Origin of the sequence: Mesorhizobium sp. BAC0120, assembly GCF_033542235.1 — a bacterium.
GTDB lineage: Bacteria > Pseudomonadota > Alphaproteobacteria > Rhizobiales > Rhizobiaceae > JAWRCU01.
This window is the reverse complement of sequence record NZ_JAWRCU010000007.1, coordinates 1-22,136: the sequence shown is the minus strand read 5'-3', so window position 1 is coordinate 22,136 and position 22,136 is coordinate 1. Positions and strand designations below refer to the sequence as shown.

18 protein-coding genes are annotated in these 22,136 nt (G+C 59.6%); 16 read left to right on the top strand and 2 right to left on the bottom strand.

Annotated features, from left to right (window positions below):
• The first annotated feature begins 105 nt into the window (after window positions 1-105).
• From SAZ10_RS17200 to SAZ10_RS17160, 9 genes are all read left to right on the top strand, one after another.
• On the top strand, window positions 106-2,232 hold the full coding sequence (locus SAZ10_RS17200; RefSeq protein ID WP_318610556.1) for a cellulose biosynthesis cyclic di-GMP-binding regulatory protein BcsB: 2,127 nt from the start codon (window positions 106-108) through the stop codon (window positions 2,230-2,232).
• Window positions 2,229-3,275 carry a glycosyl hydrolase family 8 gene (locus SAZ10_RS17195; RefSeq protein WP_318610554.1) on the top strand — a complete coding sequence of 349 codons (1,047 nt, stop codon included), beginning with the start codon at window positions 2,229-2,231 and terminating at the stop codon, window positions 3,273-3,275. The genes SAZ10_RS17200 and SAZ10_RS17195 overlap by 4 nt, the downstream gene beginning before the upstream one ends.
• Window positions 3,272-5,455 carry a cellulose synthase gene (locus tag SAZ10_RS17190; protein WP_318610552.1) on the top strand — a complete coding sequence of 728 codons (2,184 nt, stop codon included), beginning with the start codon at window positions 3,272-3,274 and terminating at the stop codon, window positions 5,453-5,455. The genes SAZ10_RS17195 and SAZ10_RS17190 overlap by 4 nt, the downstream gene beginning before the upstream one ends.
• Before the next feature lie 237 nt (window positions 5,456-5,692).
• Window positions 5,693-7,369 carry a putative bifunctional diguanylate cyclase/phosphodiesterase gene (locus SAZ10_RS17185; protein ID WP_412535240.1) on the top strand — a complete coding sequence of 559 codons (1,677 nt, stop codon included), beginning with the start codon at window positions 5,693-5,695 and terminating at the stop codon, window positions 7,367-7,369.
• Window positions 7,370-7,515: 146 nt separating this feature from the next.
• On the top strand, window positions 7,516-7,989 hold the full coding sequence (locus SAZ10_RS17180; RefSeq protein ID WP_318610550.1) for a ubiquinone biosynthesis methyltransferase UbiE: 474 nt from the start codon (window positions 7,516-7,518) through the stop codon (window positions 7,987-7,989).
• A complete protein-coding gene (locus SAZ10_RS17175; RefSeq protein ID WP_318610548.1) occupies window positions 7,986-9,167 on the top strand; it encodes a methyltransferase domain-containing protein in 1,182 nt (393 codons plus the stop codon). Before SAZ10_RS17180 ends, SAZ10_RS17175 begins: the two co-directional genes overlap by 4 nt.
• Window positions 9,164-11,515: a SpoIIE family protein phosphatase gene (locus tag SAZ10_RS17170; protein ID WP_318610546.1), complete on the top strand. Its 2,352-nt coding sequence runs from the start codon at window positions 9,164-9,166 to the stop codon at window positions 11,513-11,515. The genes SAZ10_RS17175 and SAZ10_RS17170 overlap by 4 nt, the downstream gene beginning before the upstream one ends.
• Before the next feature lie 4 nt (window positions 11,516-11,519).
• A complete protein-coding gene (locus SAZ10_RS17165; protein WP_318610545.1) occupies window positions 11,520-12,089 on the top strand; it encodes a slr1658 superfamily regulator in 570 nt (189 codons plus the stop codon).
• A gap of 6 nt (window positions 12,090-12,095) precedes the next feature.
• Window positions 12,096-12,434: a slr1659 superfamily regulator gene (locus SAZ10_RS17160; protein WP_318610543.1), complete on the top strand. Its 339-nt coding sequence runs from the start codon at window positions 12,096-12,098 to the stop codon at window positions 12,432-12,434.
• 12 nt (window positions 12,435-12,446) lie between these two features.
• Here the strand turns inward: SAZ10_RS17160 and SAZ10_RS17155 are convergent, their stop codons facing one another.
• Window positions 12,447-13,550 carry a helix-turn-helix domain-containing protein gene (locus SAZ10_RS17155; RefSeq protein WP_412535239.1) on the bottom strand — a complete coding sequence of 368 codons (1,104 nt, stop codon included), beginning with the start codon at window positions 13,548-13,550 and terminating at the stop codon, window positions 12,447-12,449.
• A gap of 407 nt (window positions 13,551-13,957) precedes the next feature.
• Here SAZ10_RS17155 and SAZ10_RS17150 point away from each other — a divergent pair, with 407 nt between their 5' ends.
• From SAZ10_RS17150 to SAZ10_RS17120, 7 genes are read left to right on the top strand one after another with little or no spacing between them, the layout of a single operon-like run.
• On the top strand, window positions 13,958-15,004 hold the full coding sequence (locus SAZ10_RS17150; RefSeq protein ID WP_318610540.1) for a UDP-glucuronic acid decarboxylase family protein: 1,047 nt from the start codon (window positions 13,958-13,960) through the stop codon (window positions 15,002-15,004).
• On the top strand, window positions 15,004-15,990 hold the full coding sequence (gene galE / locus SAZ10_RS17145) for a UDP-glucose 4-epimerase GalE (RefSeq protein WP_318610821.1): 987 nt from the start codon (window positions 15,004-15,006) through the stop codon (window positions 15,988-15,990). The genes SAZ10_RS17150 and galE overlap by 1 nt, the downstream gene beginning before the upstream one ends.
• A 56-nt stretch (window positions 15,991-16,046) precedes the next feature.
• Window positions 16,047-17,840 (top strand): glycosyltransferase family 2 protein, encoded by a 1,794-nt coding sequence (locus SAZ10_RS17140; protein ID WP_318610820.1) that lies wholly within the window; start codon window positions 16,047-16,049, stop codon window positions 17,838-17,840.
• A gap of 19 nt (window positions 17,841-17,859) precedes the next feature.
• On the top strand, window positions 17,860-19,233 hold the full coding sequence (locus SAZ10_RS17135) for a UDP-glucose/GDP-mannose dehydrogenase family protein (RefSeq protein ID WP_318610539.1): 1,374 nt from the start codon (window positions 17,860-17,862) through the stop codon (window positions 19,231-19,233).
• A 15-nt stretch (window positions 19,234-19,248) separates the two neighbouring features.
• A complete protein-coding gene (locus SAZ10_RS17130) occupies window positions 19,249-19,821 on the top strand; it encodes a DUF995 domain-containing protein (RefSeq protein WP_318610538.1) in 573 nt (190 codons plus the stop codon).
• A 20-nt stretch (window positions 19,822-19,841) separates the two neighbouring features.
• Window positions 19,842-20,810, top strand: coding sequence for a glycoside hydrolase family 26 protein (locus SAZ10_RS17125; RefSeq protein ID WP_318610537.1), 969 nt, complete (start codon window positions 19,842-19,844; stop codon window positions 20,808-20,810).
• Window positions 20,811-20,850: 40 nt separating this feature from the next.
• On the top strand, window positions 20,851-21,369 hold the full coding sequence (locus tag SAZ10_RS17120; protein WP_318610536.1) for a DUF995 domain-containing protein: 519 nt from the start codon (window positions 20,851-20,853) through the stop codon (window positions 21,367-21,369).
• A 192-nt stretch (window positions 21,370-21,561) separates the two neighbouring features.
• On the opposite strand, the gene SAZ10_RS17115 is transcribed toward SAZ10_RS17120, so the two are convergent.
• Window positions 21,562-21,987, bottom strand: coding sequence for a glycosyl hydrolase (locus SAZ10_RS17115; protein WP_318610535.1), 426 nt, complete (start codon window positions 21,985-21,987; stop codon window positions 21,562-21,564).
• Window positions 21,988-22,136 lie beyond the last annotated feature (149 nt).

Sequence of the window (22,136 nt, the reverse complement as noted above, 5' to 3'; positions counted from 1 at the left end):
ACGGCAGCAGAGAAGACACTTGATCAAGGCGATCAGGCACTGGAGCCCACCTCCAGCAGTGGGCCAAGCCCAGCGGCGTCAACAGCAAGCGCCCGAAGGAACCTTGTGCCGTTCAACAAACTGGTGCTGTCAGGGGAGATCGATCGCCGCAGCTGGTCGTTCCAGCTGACAGGCGAGCAGGCTGTTTCCAAAACCGTCCTCCATCTCGGCTATCAGAATGCCGTCGTGGTAGCGCCGGAGGCTTCCACCCTGGAGATCGAGATCAACGGCGTTTCACTCATCAAGGAGCCAGTTCGCTCCTCCGAAACGATATCGGACCTGCAAGTGCCAATTCCCGACAGATTGCTACGATCGGGCGACAACGTCATCTCCGTGGCGGCATCGCTAAGGCACAGAACCGATTGCTCCATCCAATCCACCTACGACTTGTGGACCGAAATTGCTCCAGCCAGGACCTATCTCAGCTTCGCAAACCCAGGCTCAGGAATTCATCGGCTGGAGGATTTCGCTACGATCGGTGTCGATGATCAAGGATCAACGCAATTCAACATCGTCGTGCCTGAGCTGGATCGCTCCGCGGTCTCGACCTCCATCGTCAGACTGGCCGAAGGCGTGGCCATTGCGGCAGGCATGCCGAACCAATCGGTGACCGTCTCACGGGAAAAAGCATTTGAGCCGGGCCCCGGCAGGATGACCATCGTGCTCGGAACGGCCGCCGAAATTTCCGGGATGGTTCCCAATCTTCCAGATGCGGCCGCGACGTCGCCAGTAGCGAGCTTTGTCGACGACGCCTCGTCCGGCGGATCGATCCTCGTCGTAAGCGGCCCCAACTGGCAGGCGGTCGACGCGGCGATCGCAGGCATATTCGCTCCCCTCAATCTACCCGACACCGTCCTCCGGCCCACACTGTCCACCCACAGCTGGCGGTCACCGGACGCCCCGATCTTCCGCGAGCGAAGCAGAAAGACCCTTGCCGAGTTCGGTGTCGCGACGCAGGAGTTTGCAGGGCGGCGGTTCAAGACCGATTTCGGATTTGGGGTCCCTTCGGACTTCTATGCCAATGATTATGGGGAATTCACACTGCTGCTCGATGCGGCCTACTCCCCTGAAGTGCTGCCGGGCAGCCATATCGATATTTACGTCAATTCGAACATAGCGGCCACCATTCCGATAACTCAGTCCGGAGGCGCCATCCTGCGCCATTTCCCGGTGGGAGTTACGATGCGGCATTTCCGCCCCGGGGCAAACGTGATCGGCATCGAGGCGGTGCTGATGACTGAGGCAGATGCGGCATGTGCCCCCGCAGCCACTGCGCGCAAAGACGCCCGCTTCGTCCTCTTCGACACCTCGGAATTCGAAATGCCAAATTTCGCACGCATCGCGCGACGGCCCGAGCTTGCCGGCATTTCAGGGACGGGCTTCCCCTATAACCGCTCAGAAGAGCCGGTTGCGCTATTCGTCGAGAGCACGCAGCCGGAGGCCTTGTCGGCAGCGGCAACGCTTCTAGCCCGCATGTCCGTCGTCGCGGGCCGGCCAATCCCCATCGAAACGATGCCGTTGTCAGCAGCTGTGGATCGGAATGCGATCTTTGTGGGATCGATCGGCGATATTCAAGGGCAGGTCCTTTCGCAACTGGGGGTTTCGCAGGAAATAAAGGCCATCTGGGGCAACGGCAGGACGAACAATACTGGACAGGAGGACAAGCCCGACACGGATGCGACTTTTGCCCGCTGGCGGGAGGAACTGTCTGGGCGCGGCTGGCATGGCAGGGTGAGCGCGCTCCAGGACTGGTTCAGCCGAACGTTCGATCTCACCGTAGGTTCATTCAGGCTCCTGCCGCGCGACGCACCGCCCTACTCACCGGGCCGCGACACACGGATGGTGATGGCTCAGAAGGCGAGCCCGGGAGGCGGACGGACTTGGACGGCAGTCACAGCCCCCAATCCAACTGCCCTCAGGGACGCCACGTTCACGCTTGTCTCCGAAAACGTGTGGAATCGCATTTCCGGTCAGATCGTCACTTTGAACGTTGCTCATGACCTGGGCACGATCTCAAACGGCCGTGTTGAGCTTATTCCAACACAACCTTTCTCGCTGACGAACTACCGCTTGATCGCGGCAAACTGGCTGTCGGCCAACCCGCTCTCCTATGCCTGCGCACTCTTCATTGCATGTTGCCTTCTTGGTCTGGCCACGGCGGGTTTCTTGTCCGGACTGGGGAGACACAAATGAGGCACGTTCTTGCCTGTGCATTCTATTGCGTGATGGGGATCGTTTTCAATCCATCGGTGCGGGCCGGAGCCGCGACTCCGCTGATCGCTGCCGCCGACTGGAACGCATACAAACAGAAATTCCTGGATCCAAGCGGTCGCATCGTGGACGACGGCAACGGCAACATCAGCCACTCGGAAGGACAAGGATACGGTCTGCTGCTTGCCTACCTTGCGGAAAACCGATCGGATTTCGAATTGATATGGTCGTTCACGCGAACTGAGCTACTCCTTAGAAACGATCATCTTGCCGTCTGGAAATGGGACCCGGCCGCCTCCCCTCATGTGACTGACGTCAATAACGCAGCCGATGGCGACATCCTCATCGCCTACGCGCTTGCACGGGCCGGAAAGGAATGGGGTGAGCCTGACCTGGTCGACTCGGCGACCGAGATAGTCAAAGCGATTTCTGCGAACGTTGTTTATCAGCATGAAGGTCGCCGGCTGATCCTGCCCGGGGCTTCCGGCTTCAGCGCGAAGGACCGCGAGGACGGTCCTGTGATCAACATCTCCTACTGGATATTCGAAGCCTTCCCAGTCTTTGCGGAACTCGACCCGCAGACAGGCTGGGACGGGATTGCAAGAGACGGACTGAACCTTGTCGCCCTCTCGCTGATTGGCCCGAAGAGGCTGCCGCCCGATTGGCTCTCGCTAAAGGCAGATTCTAAGCCCGCCAAAGGATTTCCTCCTGAATTCGGGTACAATGCCCTAAGGGTGCCGCTCTATCTGCTGCGCTCCGGGGTCACCGATCCCGGCCTGCTCGATCCTTTCGCCGAAATGAACGCGGCCGGCGCTGTAGACATCACGGATGTTGAGACCGGCGAGGGCCGCCAGGCCCTGACCGATCCGGGGTACAGGATCATAACGGCACTGGCGGCATGCGCGACGAAGGGTACGCCCGTACCGGCCGCGCTCAAATCCTTTGCCCCGACGCTCTATTATCCTTCGACGCTGCATCTGCTCGGTCTCGCTTATATCGCGGAGCGACAAGGGGGCTGTCGATGACCCCTGCAAGGGCGATACTGCTGACGATACTCGTTGTCAGCGCGGTCGGGGCCTACTGGCTGCTAGGCAAGGACAACGACGAGACGGTCTTCTCATCAATCGAGGACGCCAATGTCGGTGGCCGCGAAAGCCAGGGATCGCCGCCGACACGGGAAATCGATCGCACACAACATGTCGAAGATGGCCTGGCTCCTGAGGCTCCGAGGCCAAATCTCGCGCAGGCGGAACCTCGCGAGCGGCCGCCAGCACCGGTAGCGACTTCGAGCGAGGCCGGCAGCGTAGATGAGACCGCTTTGAGGTATTTCGCCCGGCAGGGCGACACCAAACGACTCCAGGCAGAGATCGCACGTTTGCGCGCTCTTTATCCGAACTGGACGCCACCGGCTGATCCCCTCGCGGCGCCAACGCAAGCCGACCCGCGGGTGGACGTGTTGTGGACGCTCTATTCGCAAGGCAAATACGCCCAGCTGCGTAGCGCCATCGCCGATCGGCAGACGCGGGAGCCGAACTGGCAACCGCCAAAGGATTTGCTCGACCGGTTGGCTGTCGCCGAGGCCCGCGAAAGGCTCGTGAACGCATCCGAGCTCAAGCAGTACGAAACCGTGGTGACCATTGCCGCGAACAGCCCTGCCCTGCTTACCTGCAGCGAGGTCGATACGCTCTGGCGCGTCGCTGAGGCATTCGCGATGACCAGCCGCCCCGACCGCGCCAAAGAGGCCTATCTTTATATCCTGCGCAACTGCGATAATCCGGGCGAGCGGGTGGCGACCGTGCAGAAGGCGGTGCCGCTGCTGCAACGCGATGCCATCGACGAATTGCTGGCGACAGAACGGCCGGGGGCGGACGGACAAGGCGAGTTCGCGAAGGTTCGACCCGACATGGTACGCCGCAGCGTCGCGGCGGGCGTAGCCGAACCACCCGCGCCTGTTCCGGAAGCGGATCTGAAGGCGCTCGAAGTGCTTGGACAGAACAGCGGACTTGCTTCCGATGCGCTGCTACTCGGCTGGTACTATCTGCGGCACGACGATGCTGCCAATGCCCAAACCTGGTTCGCCAAGGCTCGCCAGGTCGAGGATAGCGCCGAGACTTCGCAGGGATTGGCTCTGGCCTTGATAGCGCTCCAGAAGCCGGGAGAGGCCGAGAACATTCTCTACAAATGGCAGGATACGTCCGACGAGCTACGCAACACCTATCTCGCCGCGGTGACTAACCTGTTGGCGGTCGAGCCGATCGCACCAATCGACCCGATAATTTTGCAGCGAATCGTGCCAGTGGTGGCGAAGGCCAAAGACGCTGCCGCAGCCCAACAGCTGGGATGGTACGCTCACGCATTCGATCAGGACCAGACAGCGGCCAAATGGTTTTCTGCGGCTCTGCAATGGAAGGCGGATGACGAACCGTCCGCCTATGGATTGGCCGTAGTGCGCATGGCGTTAGGGGACAAGCAAGGTGTCGCGGAACTCCAAAGACAATGGGCCAGCCGGTCAGAACGTATCGCCACCATTGCCGAACCTCAGGTTAAGACGGCTGCAACAGCTGCCGCACGAAGGAAAGCTGTTGCGACCGTGGAAGGCGGTAAGATGGTCATGCCCGAGGAAACGGTTCAGACGGAAACGTCGCCCCACAACCGCCGGGGCGCTGCAACACAGCCCAATCTCCAAGGATGCAGCAAAACCGACCTCTATTCACCAGCCACAGGACGGGTGGCACTCTCTCGGGGTTGGTGCCTCATGGAGATCGATCGTCCAATGGAGGCCGTCGCAGCTTTCGAGGCAGCGTTGCAAACCAACTCTGAGGCGGTGCGCCGCGATGCCGCTTGGGGCCAGAGTCTTGCCTATATTCGAGCCGGTCTGGCCAACGAGGCGGCGGTGGCAGCAGCCAAGACCCCTCAAAGCAGGGAGCGGGCGCTGGATCTCGAAGCATCCATCCTCAGCCTTCGCGCCACCGGATTCTTTGAGAAGAAGCGCTATGCAGAAACTATCCTGGCACTCGATCAACGCGCACGCATAGCACCTGAGCGCCTCGATCTGATGGCCATGCGCGGATACGCCTACCTGTCGCTAAGACGTATCAACGAAGCCAGGCAGGTCTTCGAGGCGCTTGCTGCCGCCGGCGACCCACAGGGACAGCGTGGGCTGGCAGCAGTAAGGGCCACGATCGACCCAAACCCTCAGGACTAGGAGAGCCTTCCCTTGGTTTCGATGAAAGCGCGCCAGAAGGACTTGGTCAGGCCGATAAAATACTGAAGCAAACGGAACCAGATGCGGCGACGTTTGCAACCATTTTTCTATCTATGTTATTCATAAGGACGAGGAGATGCGGATTTGTACGGCTTTTGGAGAAGGCTCCTTGGTCCGAAAGCATCTGGCGTACAGCCGGAGGGGACCGGGCCTTTCTCCCAACAAACTTCCTCCGAGATCGACGCCCTCCTCAGAAACATCCTGTCGAACACGACCGATCTGATATCGCTCTACGACCGAGACCTTCGCCTCATTCATTGTGGGAACCGGCTGAAGAGCATTCGTGGGAATGTCCTGGCGGCGGGAGCTTCCCTTTGGGACATCTATCCGGGCTTGCATAAAGCCGAGCGGCGCGATGAAATTCATCGCGTGCTGGGGGGCGGCTCGCCGACAAGGGTCGATTTGCGCCGATTGCCGAGCGACCCGCCCTTGTCTGCCCTCATTTTCAGGGCCGGCGACGGCATAGGCATCATTGAGGTCAAAGAAGCGGAAGCTGGCGAGCAAACTGCGGCTCAGATGCAGGAGCACGTCATGCTCATCCATCAAGCCACGCATGACGCACTCACAGGGCTGCAAAACCGGCGACGCTTCGGCGAGAGGCTGCAGCAAGCATTATCGGAGCTCGATCGCTCGGGACGAACGACAGCACTGCTGCAACTTGACCTCGACAATTTCAAATCGGTGAATGATACGCTGGGCCATGGTGCCGGCGACGTGCTGCTGCAACTCGCGGCCGACAGAATCAGGAACACCTTGTCGGAAGGAGATTCCGCTTATCGGTATGCGGGCGACGAGTTTGCCGTGATCCAATCCGGGAAGCGCCAGCCTGCCGGGGCCGAACAGCTGGCCGAGGCTTTGGTCAACACGCTTAAAGTCCCGTTTGTCATCAACGGCATCCCGCTCTTCCTCGGAGCCAGCGTCGGCATTGCCTTGGCACCCGAGCATGGGACCCAGAGCGAGGAACTTATGAAGGCGGCGGACATCGCCCTTTATTCGGCGAAAAGCGACGGACGCGGGTGTACGCGAATATTCAATCGCTCAATGCTGCTTCTGATCGAGCAGCGCGAGAACCTTAGACGAAGCTTGCGAATAGCGCTCGAGCGCAGGGAACTGTTTCTCGAATATCAGCCGCTTTTTAGCCCGCATTTGTCGTTGGTGGGCTTCGAGGCTCTCTTGAGATGGAATCACCCGGAAATCGGTGTCATTCCACCAAGCGCGTTCATCTCGATCGCCGAATCCGACGGCCTCATGGACGACATCGGCCGCTGGGTGCTTGAGGAGGGCTGCCGTCAAGCGATGACATGGCCCCCTTCCCTGACGATCGCGATAAACCTTTCGCCCGCGCAGTTTCTGAGCGGCTCTCTCACGGACGCACTTGCTCAGGCTATTGATTCGGTCGGCATTCAGCCAGACCGGCTGGAGTTAGAGATAACCGAAACCGTCTTGCTTGAGAAAACGGTAGACAACCTCGATACCCTCAATACCCTTAACGTCCTCGGCGTGAAGATTTCTCTCGATGATTTTGGGACGCATTATTCTTCTCTTACATATCTCAAGAATTTTCCTTTCGATAGTTTGAAGATCGACCAATATTTTATCAACGACCTCGAAACCGACCGAAAGAGCCAGGCAATTGTTCGATCGATCATAGCGCTGGCGCACGGGCTGGGCATCAGTGTCACCGCCGAGGGAGTCGAAACCACCGGCCAGGCGCGATGGCTCGCTCAGCAAGGCTGCGATTGCCTCCAGGGCAACTACCTCGGTCGCCCCATGAGCGCGCAGGCGACACACGATTTCATTCGGAATTCACAGGCGAAATTGCGCGTCAAAGAACAGCAAGGTCGAGCATTGTAAGCTTAGCCCGCCGCTCATGAACGCCAATGGCATGGGGCACAGGCTGAGAGGGCGGCTGGGCTCAGTAATTTGAGGACGGAGACAGGAAGAAGATGTCCAAAAGTGTCGGTTCGCAAAGCACGGCCCAGGAGGGGTCATTTCGTCCTATGATCGAGTTCGACATCGAGTTTCGATCTTTCATCTCGGATTGGCAGCACTGCGATCACATATCGAGCTACCTGGCTCGGACGATCAGCCATAACCGACCGGATTCGGTGCTGTACTCGAATCTATATTCCTCGGCCTTCAACGAGCTGCTGGAGGTCGCGTTTCGAACGCGACATCCGGCAGGTGTCCTCGCATGCAAACTGTCCCGTGATGGAGACAGGGACAGGATAGAATTGACGTTCCCCTGCACTGAAGAAGAGCGGCAGTTTTACCAGTACGCGGTGTCACAGATTCAAGACACGAGCGCCCGGGAGCGATATCTCGTGTCGCTGTCGGGAGACGTCGCGCCGAGCAGGGACATAGTGCTTTTAGAACTCGCTCTCGACTACAATGCAGGACTCAGCTTAGAGACAACTGACGCCGATTCCATCACGTTGACAGTGGATCTTCCGCTCGGAGGTCTCGAAAATTGACCCTCTATGCGCACGGTCCTTGGACGCGTTTCAAGACGCATTTCGATCCCAACAACCAGGAATTTTCCATTTCAGGTCTCGTGCGGCCTCAGACGATCGACGAGCTCGCGCCCAGCCTTACACTCTTGAAGGAATCCATCGAGCGTGTACGCGGCGTGCTCTATGTAAACGTCAAGCGCCTCGCCCAGATGAACAACACTGCGTTCCACGCATTCGCCAGGGTTATCGTCGACAATTGTCGCGCGCGACCTGACCTCCAGTTCGTCATCGTCACCTCGAGCGTCGTCGGGTGGGCGACGCGGAAGTTCAATCGGTTGAGCCAAGTCGAGCCGAATATCAGGGTCGAGCAATACGACAATGCCTTCTATCCTGGGCAGAGCTTTCTCGAAGAAGGCGGCTTCATTCCGATTCTGCGCACACAGACAAAGATGACCTGGCGACACGAGCGCGAAATCCTGCCTCGGCATGGCATGCGGCCCGGCATAGCAATGGCTGATATCTGCTGCGGTATCGGTGACTTCGCGTTGCTTGTGCAGAAGGAATTCAACCCGTCGCGGATCGTAGCCCTCGACCACTCCAAATCCAGCCTCGCCTATGCTCGGCAGGTGGCAGAGGAATTCGACGTTCGCGGAATCGAATACACCTACGGCGATGCATCGGAGATGCTCCTCGAAGACGACCAGTTCGACTTCGTCACATGCAGACACTCACTCCAAATATTCAACCGGCCTGCGCTCATTCTCAAGGAGATGTACAGGATATGTAAGCCGGGGGGCCGAGTTTACATCACCAACGAGAAGATATCCCATTGCCTCGGCGAGCCGCGGGGTGAAGCCATCCAGTGGACCTACAACGAACTCTCAAAACTATTTGCTCATTTCAAGATGGATCTTGAGATGGGGCCGAAGAACCATCGTTATCTGATCGAGGCTGGCTTCCAGAATATTCGAGCCGAGTCATTCATGGTGACGAATCTCGATGACTCGCAGGCCTTCGCAGACGTCGTGCAATCGTGGGAGAATACGTTTGCCGGCGACATGTCACAGCAACGCGGTGATAGTCCCGAATTCGTGGAACAGTTCCGCCGGGGTTTCCAGGACCACATTTTCGCGGCCCTTCATCCGAAGGGCTATGCGGGCTGGCCGATCTGGGTCGCATCGGGACAAAAGCCGCTATGAGGGGTGAGGACGAGCGGTTACCACGGTTCGGACTGCGCTCGTTTCGAGCGAAATTCGTACTGGTGGTAGGTGGCGCGGTTCTGTTCGATCTGTTGATCAGCGGCGGGATCGCTCTATGGAATGTCAATCGCCTGTCCAGGGATGCGACGCAACAGGTCGGCCTCGGTCTGACCAAAGCCACCGGCGAATATCTGCAGAAATACAGCGAGACGACCGCAGAACGTGCAGACCTCCTGATCGACCATGTGCACACCGAGGTCAAAATTCTCGCCGGGTCAATGCAAACCCTTACCGATCACCCGCAGCTCAAGGAGAAGGTCGGCGACGCGATCGCCAACGACCCGTCCTTTTCAACCCCTCTCACCTACAATTCCGCAAGTGACTGGTGGCAGAACCAGCCAGGCGAGGCTTCTGCGGTAACTGTCTGGGGCTACCTTCTGGACGCCAGCCGAAAGCTGCCCCCCGAAGTTGCGGCCCAGGTCCGCGATACGACGGCCTTCGATATTTTCGGTCCAAGCGTCCAGGCAACCGGCGCACGCAAGCTGCAGGTTTATTGGATCGGACCCAGGAGCGCACCGATCCTGCGCTCGACGCCTTACAGCAATCAAGGTGTGACCTTCGATAGCGTCTATCCGGGCCACAACAAAACGAACTGGTGGGATTTCTTTTTCCCCCAGCTTTACGAACAGTGGCAGGCCTGGCTGAAGGATCCAACGCTGAAGCCCGTGGACGAGGACATTACTACCCTCTCACCCTATATGGATGGCGTGACGGGCAAGCTGATCGTCAGCTTCATGCATCCTGTCTGGACCAAGGATCGCAAGGACATTGCCGGCATAGTCGGGGCGGACCTGACGCTCGACCAGATGGCCGATATCGTCCAAAGCGTGAAGATTGCCGATACCGGCTTTGCCTTTCTTGCCATGCAGAACGGCAATGTCCTCGCTGTCTCGCCCGACGGCGAGAAGACGCTGGGTATCAGCAACTCCAGCCCATCGGTGTTTGACCGATCCCTGCACCGGAGCAATCAGCCGGCGATCGTGTCACTGCCGCTCGACCAGAACAATGACGGAGTGATCCAGCACATCCAGCTCAATCAGGGCGGCGAGAGCGTACCCTACATTACCGTGCTCAAGCGGCTTAAGCCGACCAATCTATGGAGTTCGGGAGACCCAGTGAGGTCCGAGAGAATGCTGGTCGGGCTGGTCGTTCCCGAGCGAGAGATATATGCCTCGCTGTTTGCGGCCCAGAAGAGCATTTCTCACGCCACAAACCGAATCCTTCTCTATCAGCTTCTGGCCGTCATAATTTCCCTGCTGATCGTCTTCGCAGCGGTATTTGGGATCTCAAAGCGGATCACCGCGGGCCTCAGCGCTCTTGCCGGCGCCGCAAGGCGCCTTCAGTCCAAGGACTATTCAGTCCGGGTAGCCATTCCGACTCGCGACGAGGTCGGTGAAGTCGGCACTGCCTTCAATCGAATGGCAGAGCAGATCAGCTTTCACACGGAAAACCTCGAGCAACTGGTCGACGAACGTACGAAAGACCTCGAACACGCAAACCAGGAAATTCTGGAACTCAACGACAAACTGCGCGACGAAAACATACGGCTCGGCGCGGAGCTTGATGTCGCAAAACACATCCAGATGATGGTTCTTCCGAAGCCTCGCGAACTGGAGGCGATCCCTTCCGTCGACATTGCAGCCTATATGAGACCCGCTGACGAGGTCGGCGGGGACTATTACGACGTGCTGCAGAATGGATCGCGCGTCAAAATCGGCATCGGCGACGTGACCGGCCACGGGCTTGAGAGCGGCGTGCTGATGCTGATGGTCCAATCCGTCGCGCGCGCGCTTCTCGAGACGGGTGAAGGCGACCCGCGCCAGTTCCTCGAACGCCTCAACCGCGCAATTTACAAGAATATAGAACGCACGAATTCCAACAAGTCATTGACCCTGGCCTTCCTCGACTTCGAGAACGGGCAAGTGATCTTGTCAGGTCAGCATGAGGATGTGCTCGTGGTTCGTTCAGACGGAGGCGTCGAACGCATCGAGACGGTCGACCTCGGTTTACCTGTTGGCCTCGAGCACGACATCTCGCCATTCGTCGCGACCCGCGACATTCCGTTCAACAGCGGCGATGTTATTGTGCTTCACACGGACGGCGTAACCGAGGCGACGGGCCCGGAGGGAAAGCTCTTTGGCCTCGATCGCCTCTGCGAAAGTGCGCGCCGGCGGCATAGCCGGACGGCAGAAGAGATCAAGGCCGGAATCATAGACGATCTGATGGCGCACATCGGAACCCGTAAGATTCACGACGACATCACCCTCCTCGTCATGAAGCACAGGTGAACAAATGACGACACTATTTGGGCCCATGGATATCGCGATCGGTATGAAGGACAATGTAAGCCGTCTGCGATTGTTCGATGGGCCGCTCGACCTCAGCTGGCATCATTGCGCCACCACCGCCGATTTCATCGCCGACCTCTTCGCCTTGCGCTTTCGGTCATCTCGCAACGACTACAAGGAGGTTCGGCACAGTATCGGATATCTGGTCAACGAACTGGTGGAAAACGCGATCAAATTCCGCGCCCCGGGCGAGGTCGTGGTCGAAGCGGCAATGGATTCGGAAACTTTCAAGGTGAAAGTATCGAATCTGGTGGCCGACAAGATCGCTTCGGAGTTTCAGAACCTGCTCTCCGAGATAACGGTGGGGGATCCTGGTGATCTGCTGATCAAGCGCATCGAAGCGAATGCGGCAGATGCCGAAGCGACTGGATCCGGGCTTGGATTACTCACGCTAATGAATGATTATGGAGCGCGTCTGGCTTGGATCTTTAGCCCGACCAAGGAGGAAGACTGCGTCTGGGTGGAAACCTATGCCGCCATTCCGGTCGTACACGCGCTCAGCGAACTGGGATAATTGTCCATGGAAATCAAGACTGACGAATACCGGGTATGGAACGAGGGTACCGATATTTATTTCGATGGGGTAATGCGACTGGCAAGCTCGAAAGATTACGTGCCAGTTCTCGATTTGATGACTGGTATCCTTAATTCAAATCCAGACTCTATTACAATCGACCTGAGAGGCTTGGAGTTTCTTAATTCATCTGGAATCAACCTGCTTGCGAAATTCACAATCGAGACCCGCAAGCATCCAAATATCAAACTGACCGTACGCGGGACGTCCGATGTCCCGTGGCAATCCAAGTCGCTTCCAAACCTCAAAAAATTACATCCTGCGCTGACGTTCCTGATCGACTGAATCTCAGCTCTCTCAATTGCCAAGCATCTTGAGCCATTCTTCGAAAGACGAGGGCTTATTTCGCTCAGCAGCACCAACCGGATGAGCGAAGTGAGGCACGGCGTTGCGCGCCTCGCGCGGGCTGTAGCCGAATTCCTTGCTGAAGGCGCGGCTGAAGTTAGCCGCGGAGTTGAAGCCGACCGCTTCAGCTATATCGATTATGCGGCGGGAATCATTGCGGTCCGTCAGGGCTGCATGAGCCGCAAGCAAGCGGCGCCGCTGGATGTAATGATTGACGCCTCCGCTTGGCTCGAACAGCTCATAGAGGCGGGTCCGGGAAATGCCGAGCGCCCGGCACATGGCTTCAGGCGTCAGATCGACTGCGCCGAGATTGCTTTGCACGTATCGCCGGGCCCTTTCCATAAGAGCGACGCCGGCCATTTGCTCGGCTGCCGGGGCCTGGTCCTTCGACGGTGAGAGGCAGCTCAGGATCATATCGCGAGTGGCTTGAACCACCCGTGGAAGATCCTCTTCGGAGAGCGTGTGGAGCTTTGCCTCCATACCGTTGATATAGTCGATCAGGAGATTGGCGACGTTGCCCGAGAGTATCGAATTATTCCTGGACTCGAGCGCCGGTGCTGCGTGCTCGAAACTCTCACGAGGCAGATAAAGGAAAAGACCTTCGGATTCCGTCGCACGTCCCCGAAACGGACGAGCAAGCGACCGAAGCTCCAGCGTGCCAGGCTTCCCGGCGGCAACGCGGCCATCGACCTCCGTCCAGCTCAGGCCTGTACGCAGCCGCACCAGATACCAGTGATCGATCGAACTGGACCGAAGCCTTGCTTCGGAGCGGGCATAGCTATGTGCTGGCGTGCGCTGCTGCACGACGAGCATGCTGCCCAGGTTCCAAGCCGTATGATCGGCCGGAAACCCGTCTTCCGGGCCGATGCCGTCAGGTAGCCGGATATCTACAAGAGGCGCCAGAAGAGCCTGCCATGCGGCGAACTGATCCTGGCTAGGCAGGCCGCGAGTGGAAAAGGACAATGGGGTAAGCGCGGGCGGGCCTGCCGGTCCCAGGCCCTCACTCGCTGAAGGCTCCCGCGGCCAACGACGCCGCTCGCGCTCCAGCGCCGGCATCTCTTCCGAGGTAGCCCCTTGGTTCTTCGGCGGTTCTATCGGCAACTGGCGTATTCATTCCGACGAATCCCCCCGCCAACTCTAATTATGTAACGCCCTCCGACAGGTGACAAGTCGGACAAGGAGGCCATTCCGCGCGTTCAGGTTGAAGAGACCTGCAAATATGTATCCAGTGAAAACTTTCCGGATACGGCGCTAACGACAATCCGCTGACACCTGCATAGAACGGACCCTGGCGGTAGGGAACGTTCTGGATAGTCACTTTCAGAACTCTTTCTCTCCTTTCATAAATAGAGACTGCGTCATAGGCAGACTAAACTCGCACAGCGCCGTAACAAGCGTTCTGCGCGTTGTCGCTAACTATTGCATGCCAAAAGTGAACAGAAATATTACTTGTGGATCTGACAATGAAAACTGGACAGCAAACGAACCAGCAATCTGCCGAAGACGCCATTAACAGCCTGCGCTTGCTACGGGCGGGTGCAGCCCCGAGACGCATTCTCGTCACGGGAGGCGCCGGCTTCCTCGGATCCCATCTTTGCGAAAAGTTGCTGAATCAAGGCCATCAGGTTCTGTGTGCCGACAATTTTACGACGGGCCGCCATCGCAATGTTGCTCACCTGAGAGGCAGGCCGCACTTCAAGGTCATCCGCCACGACGTCACCGTTCCTCTGGCAGCCGATGTCGACGAAATCTATAATCTCGCCTGCCCCGCATCGCCGCCTCACTACCAGGCCGATCCCGTACAAACGATGAAAACCAGCGTGCTTGGCGCGCTCAATCTTCTCGAATTGGCCAAGGCCCGAAAGGCGAAGATCTTCCAGGCATCGACCTCGGAAATCTACGGCGATCCGCACGTCCATCCTCAGCCCGAATCCTATTGGGGTAATGTGAATCCGGTGGGTCCGCGCTCCTGCTACGACGAGGGCAAGCGCTGCGCCGAAACCATGTTCTTCGATTTCCACCAGCAGTTCGGAGTCGAGATCAAGGTTGCGCGGATCTTCAACACATATGGTCCGAACATGCGTCCCGACGACGGCCGTGTTGTGTCGAACTTCATCGTGCAGGCGCTGAGCGGCGACGACATAACGATCTACGGCGACGGCTCGCAAACCCGTTCATTCTGTTTTGTCGACGACCTCATCGACGGTTTCCTGCGGCTGATGGCTTCGCCGCCATCCTTCACCGGCCCCGTCAATCTGGGTAACCCTGCAGAGTTCACGGTTCGGGAGCTGGCGGAACAGGTCATAAGCCTGACAGGTTCGCCCTCACGCATCGTCCACCTCCCACTGCCCATTGACGACCCGCGCCAGCGGCGGCCCGACATCTCAATCGCGAAGCGGGAGTTGGGCTGGCTGCCGAAAATCCCGCTCTCCAGCGGCCTCGAGCAGACGATCACCTATTTCGATCGTCTCCTGACGTCAGAAGCACGCAAGCTTGCGGAGACCGCATGATGTCCCCGCAAAGGGTCCTGGTCACAGGCGGTGCCGGCTTCATCGGCAGCCACACGGCAAAGTTGCTCAGCCGCAGCGATGTGGAGCCTGTCGTCTTCGACAATCTGACGACCGGCAACCGATCGGCCGTGCGTTGGGGGCCCTTCGTGCAGGGGGACATTTTGGATACGGCTCACCTCGCAGAGACCTTTACCAGGTACGAGCCGAACGCGGTCATACATTTCGCGGCTTCCGCCTATGTCGGGGAATCCGTCGAGGACCCCAGCAAATACTACCGGAACAATGTCGCCGGTACGCTGTCGTTGCTGAACGCATGCCGCGAAGCAGGGATCGACAAGGTCATCTTCTCCTCGAGCTGCGCGACCTACGGCGTGCCGCCCGGCCTGCCCATCAAGGAAGCGACGCCACAGCTTCCCGTCAATCCTTATGGCAGGACGAAGCTGATCGCAGAACAGATGCTCGGCGATTTCGCGGCAGCCTATGGCCTGCGCTACGTGGCGTTGCGCTACTTCAACGCCTGCGGCGCCGATCCTGACGGCGAGCTCGGTGAATGGCACGACCCGGAAACGCATCTCATTCCCAGAGCTTTGCTCGCTGCCGCGGGAAAGATTTCGCATCTGGCCGTCTTCGGTGACGATTACGAAACCCCGGACGGCACCTGCATCCGCGACTACATCCACGTATCGGACCTGGCGCATGCCCATGTGCTTGCGTTCCACCATCTGGTGCGCGGCGGCGAAAACCTGGCGGTCAACCTCGGTACGGGCCGAGGATCCTCCATACGCCAGATCCTGGAAGCCGTTTCCCGCGTCACACAGCGCGAAGTGCCGATCGAGTTGCATCCGAGACGCCGCGGCGATCCACCGGCGCTCTATGCCGACCCCACCCTCGCCCGCGAAGCACTGGGATTCTCGCCGCGCTATTCCGACCTCGACACAATCGTGCGGACGGCCGCGCCCTTTTTCGGGCTGGAGGGGCGGACGTGAGGACGGCGATCAGCAAATTAGCCGCCGCGAGCGACCAGCCGCCGGAGACGCCGCTGATGGTGCGCATCCTCACCGGCCGCCATCGCGTCGAATTCCTGCTCGGCGCGCTGGCCTGGCTGGCAGCGCTCGTCAATTTCTGGATCTGGTGGTTCGACCCCGCACATTTTGTTGGATTGTCAGGGTTTCTGACCGTCACCGCGGTGCTGGCCTGGGTGACGTTGCTGCCGGGATATTTCCTGGCGATCTTCTATCGCAGCCGCAGACCAGACGGGCCATTGCGCCTGCCCGCAGGAAGCCGGGTCGCCATGGTGGTGACCAAGGCCCCTTCCGAACCTTTCGCAGTGGTCGCGGAGACGTTGCAGGCGATGCTCGCTCAAGACGTGGCGCACGATACCTGGCTTGCCGATGAAGACCCCTCCCCCCAAGCACTGGAATGGTGCAGGCGCAACAGAGTCCAGGTTTCGACGCGCAAGGGCAGAAGCGACTATCATCGCTCAGCATGGCCGCGGCGCACCCGCTGCAAGGAGGGCAATCTTGCCTTCTTCTATGATCACTACGGGTACGAAGGCTACGACTTCGTGGTCCAGCTCGATGCCGACCACGTTCCCGAGTCCGGCTATCTCCGCGAGATGCTGCGCCCCTTTGCGGACCCGAATGTGGGCTATGTGTCTGCGCCGAGCATCTGCGACCGCAATGCAGCCGAAAGCTGGTCGGCGCGCGGCCGACTCCATGCCGAAGCCAGCCTGCACGGCTCATTGCAGGCCGGCTACAATGCGGGGCTCGCTCCGCTCTGCATAGGATCGCATTACGGAGTGCGCTGCACAGCGCTGAAGGAAATCGGCGGGCTAGGGCCGGAACTTGCCGAAGATCATTCCACGACGCTGATGATGAACGCCTATGGCTGGCGGGGCGCCCATGCGCTCGACGCAATCGCGCATGGCGACGGACCACGCACATTCGCGGATCTCGTGACCCAGGAGTTTCAGTGGTCGCGCAGCCTGGTGATGATCCTTCTCAAATATTCACCGATCTTCGTGCCGCGCCTGCCGACGACGACGCTGAAATTCCAGTTCGTGTTCTCGCAGCTCTGGTACCCGCTCTTCTCGCTGTTCATGGCTTTGATGTTTGCGCTGCCGATCATCGCGCTGATGCGCGGCGAGAATTTCGTCGCCGTCAGCTATCCCGAATTCCTCGCCCATTTCACCCCGCTCTCACTCGTCCTCATCGCCCTGGCGTACCGGTGGCGGGCGACCGGCACGTTCCGACCCTTCGACGCAAAGGTGCTCAGTTGGGAAAGCACGCTTTTTCTTTTCGCGCGCTGGCCCTGGGCCCTGGCGGGTACGATAGCCGCAGTTCGCGACTGGCTGACGGACTCCTTCGTGGACTTCCGCATCACGCCTAAAGGAGGCTCCGAGGTGGATCCGCTCCCTATGCGCATCCTTGCCCCGTATGGCTTCCTTTCAATCGCGTCGGTCCTCCCCGTGCTGGTGATCGGCGACGCCGGCGAGACCCGCGGCTTCTACATCTTTGCGATCGCCAATGCGGTGCTCTACGCGCTGCTGCTGCTCGTCATCCTCGTGCAGCATGGCCGCGAGAACCAGGTCAAGGCCCCCAGGCGCTCCTATCGGCCCGCCATGGCAACCAGCCTGCTTGCGCTTTTCCTGCTCCCGGGGATCGCAACAGTCGAACGCGGCAGGGACGGCATCGAGTCTCTCGCCTGGGGCACCGGCCGCCTGAGCCTGTTCGAAGTCAAATACTCCGTCGCAGGCGCAGGGATCGGCGGAGAGGGCCTGAGCCGGACGACATTCAATCCAAAGTGGCTCCCGCAAGGGCCGGCTTCCGCCAATTAGACGCAAGGGGCTCCCGAAAATGAAAATCGCAATGGTTGGAACGGGATATGTCGGCCTCGTCAGCGGCACATGCTTCGCCGAATGGGGAAACGAGGTGATCTGCGTCGACAAGAACGCGGAAAAGATCGCACAGCTCCAGCAGGGCAAGCTGCCGATCTACGAGCCCGGCCTGGAGATGCTCGTGCGGCGCAACCGGTCGGCTGGCAGGCTCTCCTTCACGACAGAGCTCGGCGCAGCAGTGAAAGGAGCCGACGTCGTCTTTATCGCGGTCGGAACTCCGCCTCGCCCCGGATTCGGCGACGCCGATCTTTCCTTCGTTTACATGGCGGCCAAGGAGATTGCCTGCTCGCTCGAAGGCCACGCGGTTGTGGCGGTCAAGTCGACCGTCCCGGTCGGCACGGGCGATGTGGTTGAAAAGATCATCGCCACCGTCCGTCCGCAGCAAAGCTTTTCCGTCGTATCCAATCCCGAGTTCCTGCGCGAAGGGTCGGCGATCGACGACTTCCTTTTTCCCGACCGGGTCATCCTCGGGGCCGAGGACGAATATGCACGAACGATGATGCTGGCTGTCTATGCGCCGCTGGCCGACGCGAATACGCCCATCATCGCCACCCGGCGACGCGCTGCCGAGCTGATCAAATACGCGTCGAATGCATTCCTGGCGACGAAGATCACCTTCATCAACGAGCTGGCCGATCTCTGCGAGGAGGTCGGCACCGATGTCAGCGAGCTGGCGCTGGGCGTCGGTCTCGACCATCGCATAGGCAAGGCCTTCCTGAACGCTGGGCCGGGCTACGGCGGTTCCTGCTTCCCAAAGGATACGCTGGCGCTGCTTCGCACCGCGCAGGATTACGGCGTGTCGCTGCGCATCATCGAGGAAACAGTCGCGGCCAACGAAGCCCGCAAGCGCAAGATGGCGCTCAAGGTCGTCGAGGCGGTCGGCGGCGACGTCGAGGGACTTACGATTGCGGTCCTCGGCCTCACGTTCAAGCCTGATACCGACGACATGCGGGATGCTCCGTCCGTGCCGCTGATCGAATCGCTGCAGCGGTTCGGCGCCAACATCCGCGCACATGACCCGGTCGGGCTCGAGAATGCCGCACGCATTCTCGAGAATGTTGACCTCTTCGACGATCCCTACGAATGCGCCTGCGGTGCAGACGCTGTCATCGTCGTCACCGAATGGGAAAGCATCCGCCTGATCGAGCTTCAACGCCTTCGGCAGGTGATGCGCTTTCCGATCCTCATCGATCTGCGCAACGCGTTTGGGCGGGGCGCGGCACAGGCGGCCGGTTTCCAAGTAACGAGTATCGGCCGACCTGTGCCGCAGCGTTCCGCTGCCAGCTCCGGCGACGGGCTCAGCCCGGCATCTGTCGTCCAGAGGCCATTGTGAGCGAGGACTGAAGCTATGCAAAACTCACGGTTCGAAAAGGGCGCGGCAGTGATCTCCGGCAGGCTGGCGGCGACATCACTGCTTTTCGCCGCAGTGCTTTTCGGGAGCGTCGCCGAGGCGGCGAGCACGGCCTCGTTGCCCCCACCGGATGCACGCCCGATGACCAGCGGAGAACTCTTCATGCTCTATCGCGACAAGTCGTGGCGATGGCCCGACGGCGCCGGATGGATGCAAGCTGACGGACGTCGTTTCACTGCCTGGGCAGGCTCCGGAGCGCAGGCCAGTTGGGCAGAGGGCCGGTGGATCATCACCGACGGTCGTCTCTGCCTGAAGGCACAATGGCATTCATCGACCGGGGTCGCTCCCGACAAGACATGCTTCAGCCACATGAAGCTCCGCGACACCGTCTATCAGAAAAGAGAGCCGTCGGGAGCCTGGTATGTCTTCAGACACGCCCCTCCTCAAGACGGCGATGAGTTCAGCAAGCTCGTCGGCCAGGATCTCGTCTCGACCGACCTGGAGCGGATCAGATCGGAGCTCCTGCCGCCAATGCAATCCTCCCATGCAAATTCCAATGCAAACCAATGAATATCGTTAGGAGTACCCCTATGAGGACCTTTCTAAGGAATACATCGAGAGTGATTGCACTCTCTCTTGCCACGCTGGCTCTCTCGGGAGCCGTCCTGGCGGCGCAGATGCCGCTCGGCATCCCTGCTGCCGGGACTGAGACCGGCGATCGGGTGACCGACAAGCGACCGGTCATCACCGAGACGTCCGTCGATTTCGGAGCCTATGATCCGCATGGCGATTTCGGCAGCGATGCCAGTGTGAAGATCGAGCATCTCTTCCTCCCCTGGGAAGACGTCGACCTGTCGACTTTGGCCATCGCCGATGAATATGCCCTGCAGCGGGGACGATCGCTCCTGATCACGATCGAACCCTGGTCGTGGTCCGTCGACTGGCGCGTGAGCTCGGGCGAGTTGCTTAGCGGCATCCTGAGCGGTCGTTACGATGCCAACATGGCCTCGGTATGCACGGCCGCCGCCAGCCTGAAGAGCCCCGTGATCGTTCGCTGGGCCCAGGAGATGGACGAGACCGACAACCAGTTCACCTGGGCGCACTGGAAGCCAGAGGGCTATGTCGCCGCCTATCAGCGCATGGTGACGGTGTGCCGCGAGCATCTGAAGAACGCCAGATACATGTGGTCGCCGAAGGGCAATCCGGAGCTGGTCAACTTCTATCCGGGTGACGGATATGTCGACATCGTCGGCCTCTCCGTCTTCGGCTACCAGCCATACGACCTCGCCCATTTCGGCAAGGACCGGACTTTCGTAGAGGCGCTCGAACCCGGTTACCAGCTGGCCGAGCGCTTCGGCAAACCCATCATGGTTGCCGAGCTGGGCTATGAGGGCGACGCGGCGTATGTGCGCAGTTGGGCTGCAACAGTCGCCGAGAAGCATCCTGAATTCCCGAGCCTCAGCGCTGTGATCTACTTCAACGACCGGGAAATCTATCCCTGGCCTGGCGGTTATGGCCGGCCCGATTGGCGGGTGGTCACCGGACAGGTCACGAATTAGGCGGCCAGCCGAACATATTCGTTATTCAGGAGAATACAAAATGCGGAAACTAAGGACATTGCTGGCGCTCGTTGCGATCGGCAGCTCGATGGGAATGGCGTCATATGCTGCCGCGGCCCCCCAGAGCAAAGAGACTATTGCCGCGCGATCGGCAACGCCGCTGACGACCGACGAGCTGTTTCAGCTCTACTCAAACCGATCCTGGCTTTGGAAGGACGGGGCGGGCTATTTTCTTTCGAAACAGCGCCGATTCATCGCAGCGACTGGGCGCGGCAGCGCGGGCTCCTACGGTGTGGGACGCTGGTTCCTGACCGACCCCGGCAAGCTCTGCTTCAAGGCCGACTGGCACGCCAAAAGTGGCTCGGCGCCCGCGCTGACCTGCTTCAGCCATCGCAAGAAGGGCGGCGTGGTGTTCCAGAAGCGCGAGCCGGATGGGGAATGGTACGCCTTCAAGAATGCACCGATCAAAGCCGGTGACGAGTATCGCAAGCTGCGGCCGGGCGACTATGTGAGCGCAAGCTTGAAGAAGATCCAATCGAGGCTGTCGGCCAGCAGGTAACCGGTTCTTGAAATCGGACCCTTTGGGCGTTGGGGCACCCAGCCGCCATGACCTTCGGACATGGCGGCTGGGGTTGCGATTGCAGACAGGCTGGAGCGGCGTGCGCTCAAATTGGATGGCCACGCCCCTCTATCTCATTGTTTAGGCATCGGATTCGTCCGAAAACCGCTTCGCACTTTTCGGTCCGATGCTTTAGAATGCAAGTTCGGACGCAGCTAAACGCCAATCCGGCGAGCCGTATCCGCCCGGCCAGTGATACGGTTCCTTGTCGTAGAAGTAGACGATGCCTGCGAGCAGCGGGAAAGGGTTGCGCCCTCTGGATAGAGCGGAAATCTCCGACATCCAGTTCTGACGATATCGCTTCCGCCCTGCCACCCCCAATTCCGCGATGATGACCGGCTTACCGAAATCCGCAACACGACGATATTTCTGGTCGAAGGTCTTGGCGAAGCCTCGCGGCTTTCCGTATTGCGCACGGTCCCACCTCTCCAGGCCCCAGACGGACACGCCGACCAGGTCGACATAGCGGTCACCCGGATAATAGGCGGCGAGCCCGTCTTCACCTTTCGGCGACCAGACGAAGCGAGCCCGCGGCGCGAGTTTTCGGCACGCATCCACGAAGTATCGATAGGCAGCGATGTAGTCGACCGTGAACTATTGCGATTTCACGTTGATACGAGGCGAAGCTGAGTGCTGAAGGCAGCCAGCATCAGGCACAGCAAAAGACTGAGCCAGCGGATGAGGCGGCGGAAGTTGTAGCCGGCGGC

What these genes read in the sequence shown, in the direction of transcription:
- SAZ10_RS17135 (WP_318610539.1), top strand. Translation starts at nt 17,860, where the DNA reads ATGAAAATCGCAATGGTTGGAACGGGATATGTCGGCCTCGTCAGCGGC.
- SAZ10_RS17195 (WP_318610554.1), top strand. Translation starts at nt 2,229, where the DNA reads ATGAGGCACGTTCTTGCCTGTGCATTCTATTGCGTGATGGGGATCGTT.
- SAZ10_RS17190 (WP_318610552.1), top strand. Translation starts at nt 3,272, where the DNA reads ATGACCCCTGCAAGGGCGATACTGCTGACGATACTCGTTGTCAGCGCG.
- SAZ10_RS17150 (WP_318610540.1), top strand. Translation starts at nt 13,958, where the DNA reads ATGAAAACTGGACAGCAAACGAACCAGCAATCTGCCGAAGACGCCATT.
- SAZ10_RS17125 (WP_318610537.1), top strand. Translation starts at nt 19,842, where the DNA reads ATGAGGACCTTTCTAAGGAATACATCGAGAGTGATTGCACTCTCTCTT.
- SAZ10_RS17130 (WP_318610538.1), top strand. Translation starts at nt 19,249, where the DNA reads ATGCAAAACTCACGGTTCGAAAAGGGCGCGGCAGTGATCTCCGGCAGG.
- galE (WP_318610821.1), top strand. Translation starts at nt 15,004, where the DNA reads ATGTCCCCGCAAAGGGTCCTGGTCACAGGCGGTGCCGGCTTCATCGGC.
- SAZ10_RS17180 (WP_318610550.1), top strand. Translation starts at nt 7,516, where the DNA reads ATGATCGAGTTCGACATCGAGTTTCGATCTTTCATCTCGGATTGGCAG.
- SAZ10_RS17165 (WP_318610545.1), top strand. Translation starts at nt 11,520, where the DNA reads ATGACGACACTATTTGGGCCCATGGATATCGCGATCGGTATGAAGGAC.
- SAZ10_RS17120 (WP_318610536.1), top strand. Translation starts at nt 20,851, where the DNA reads ATGCGGAAACTAAGGACATTGCTGGCGCTCGTTGCGATCGGCAGCTCG.
- SAZ10_RS17155 (WP_412535239.1), bottom strand. Translation starts at nt 13,550, where the DNA reads ATGCCGGCGCTGGAGCGCGAGCGGCGTCGTTGGCCGCGGGAGCCTTCA.
- SAZ10_RS17140 (WP_318610820.1), top strand. Translation starts at nt 16,047, where the DNA reads ATGGTGCGCATCCTCACCGGCCGCCATCGCGTCGAATTCCTGCTCGGC.
- SAZ10_RS17170 (WP_318610546.1), top strand. Translation starts at nt 9,164, where the DNA reads ATGAGGGGTGAGGACGAGCGGTTACCACGGTTCGGACTGCGCTCGTTT.
- SAZ10_RS17160 (WP_318610543.1), top strand. Translation starts at nt 12,096, where the DNA reads ATGGAAATCAAGACTGACGAATACCGGGTATGGAACGAGGGTACCGAT.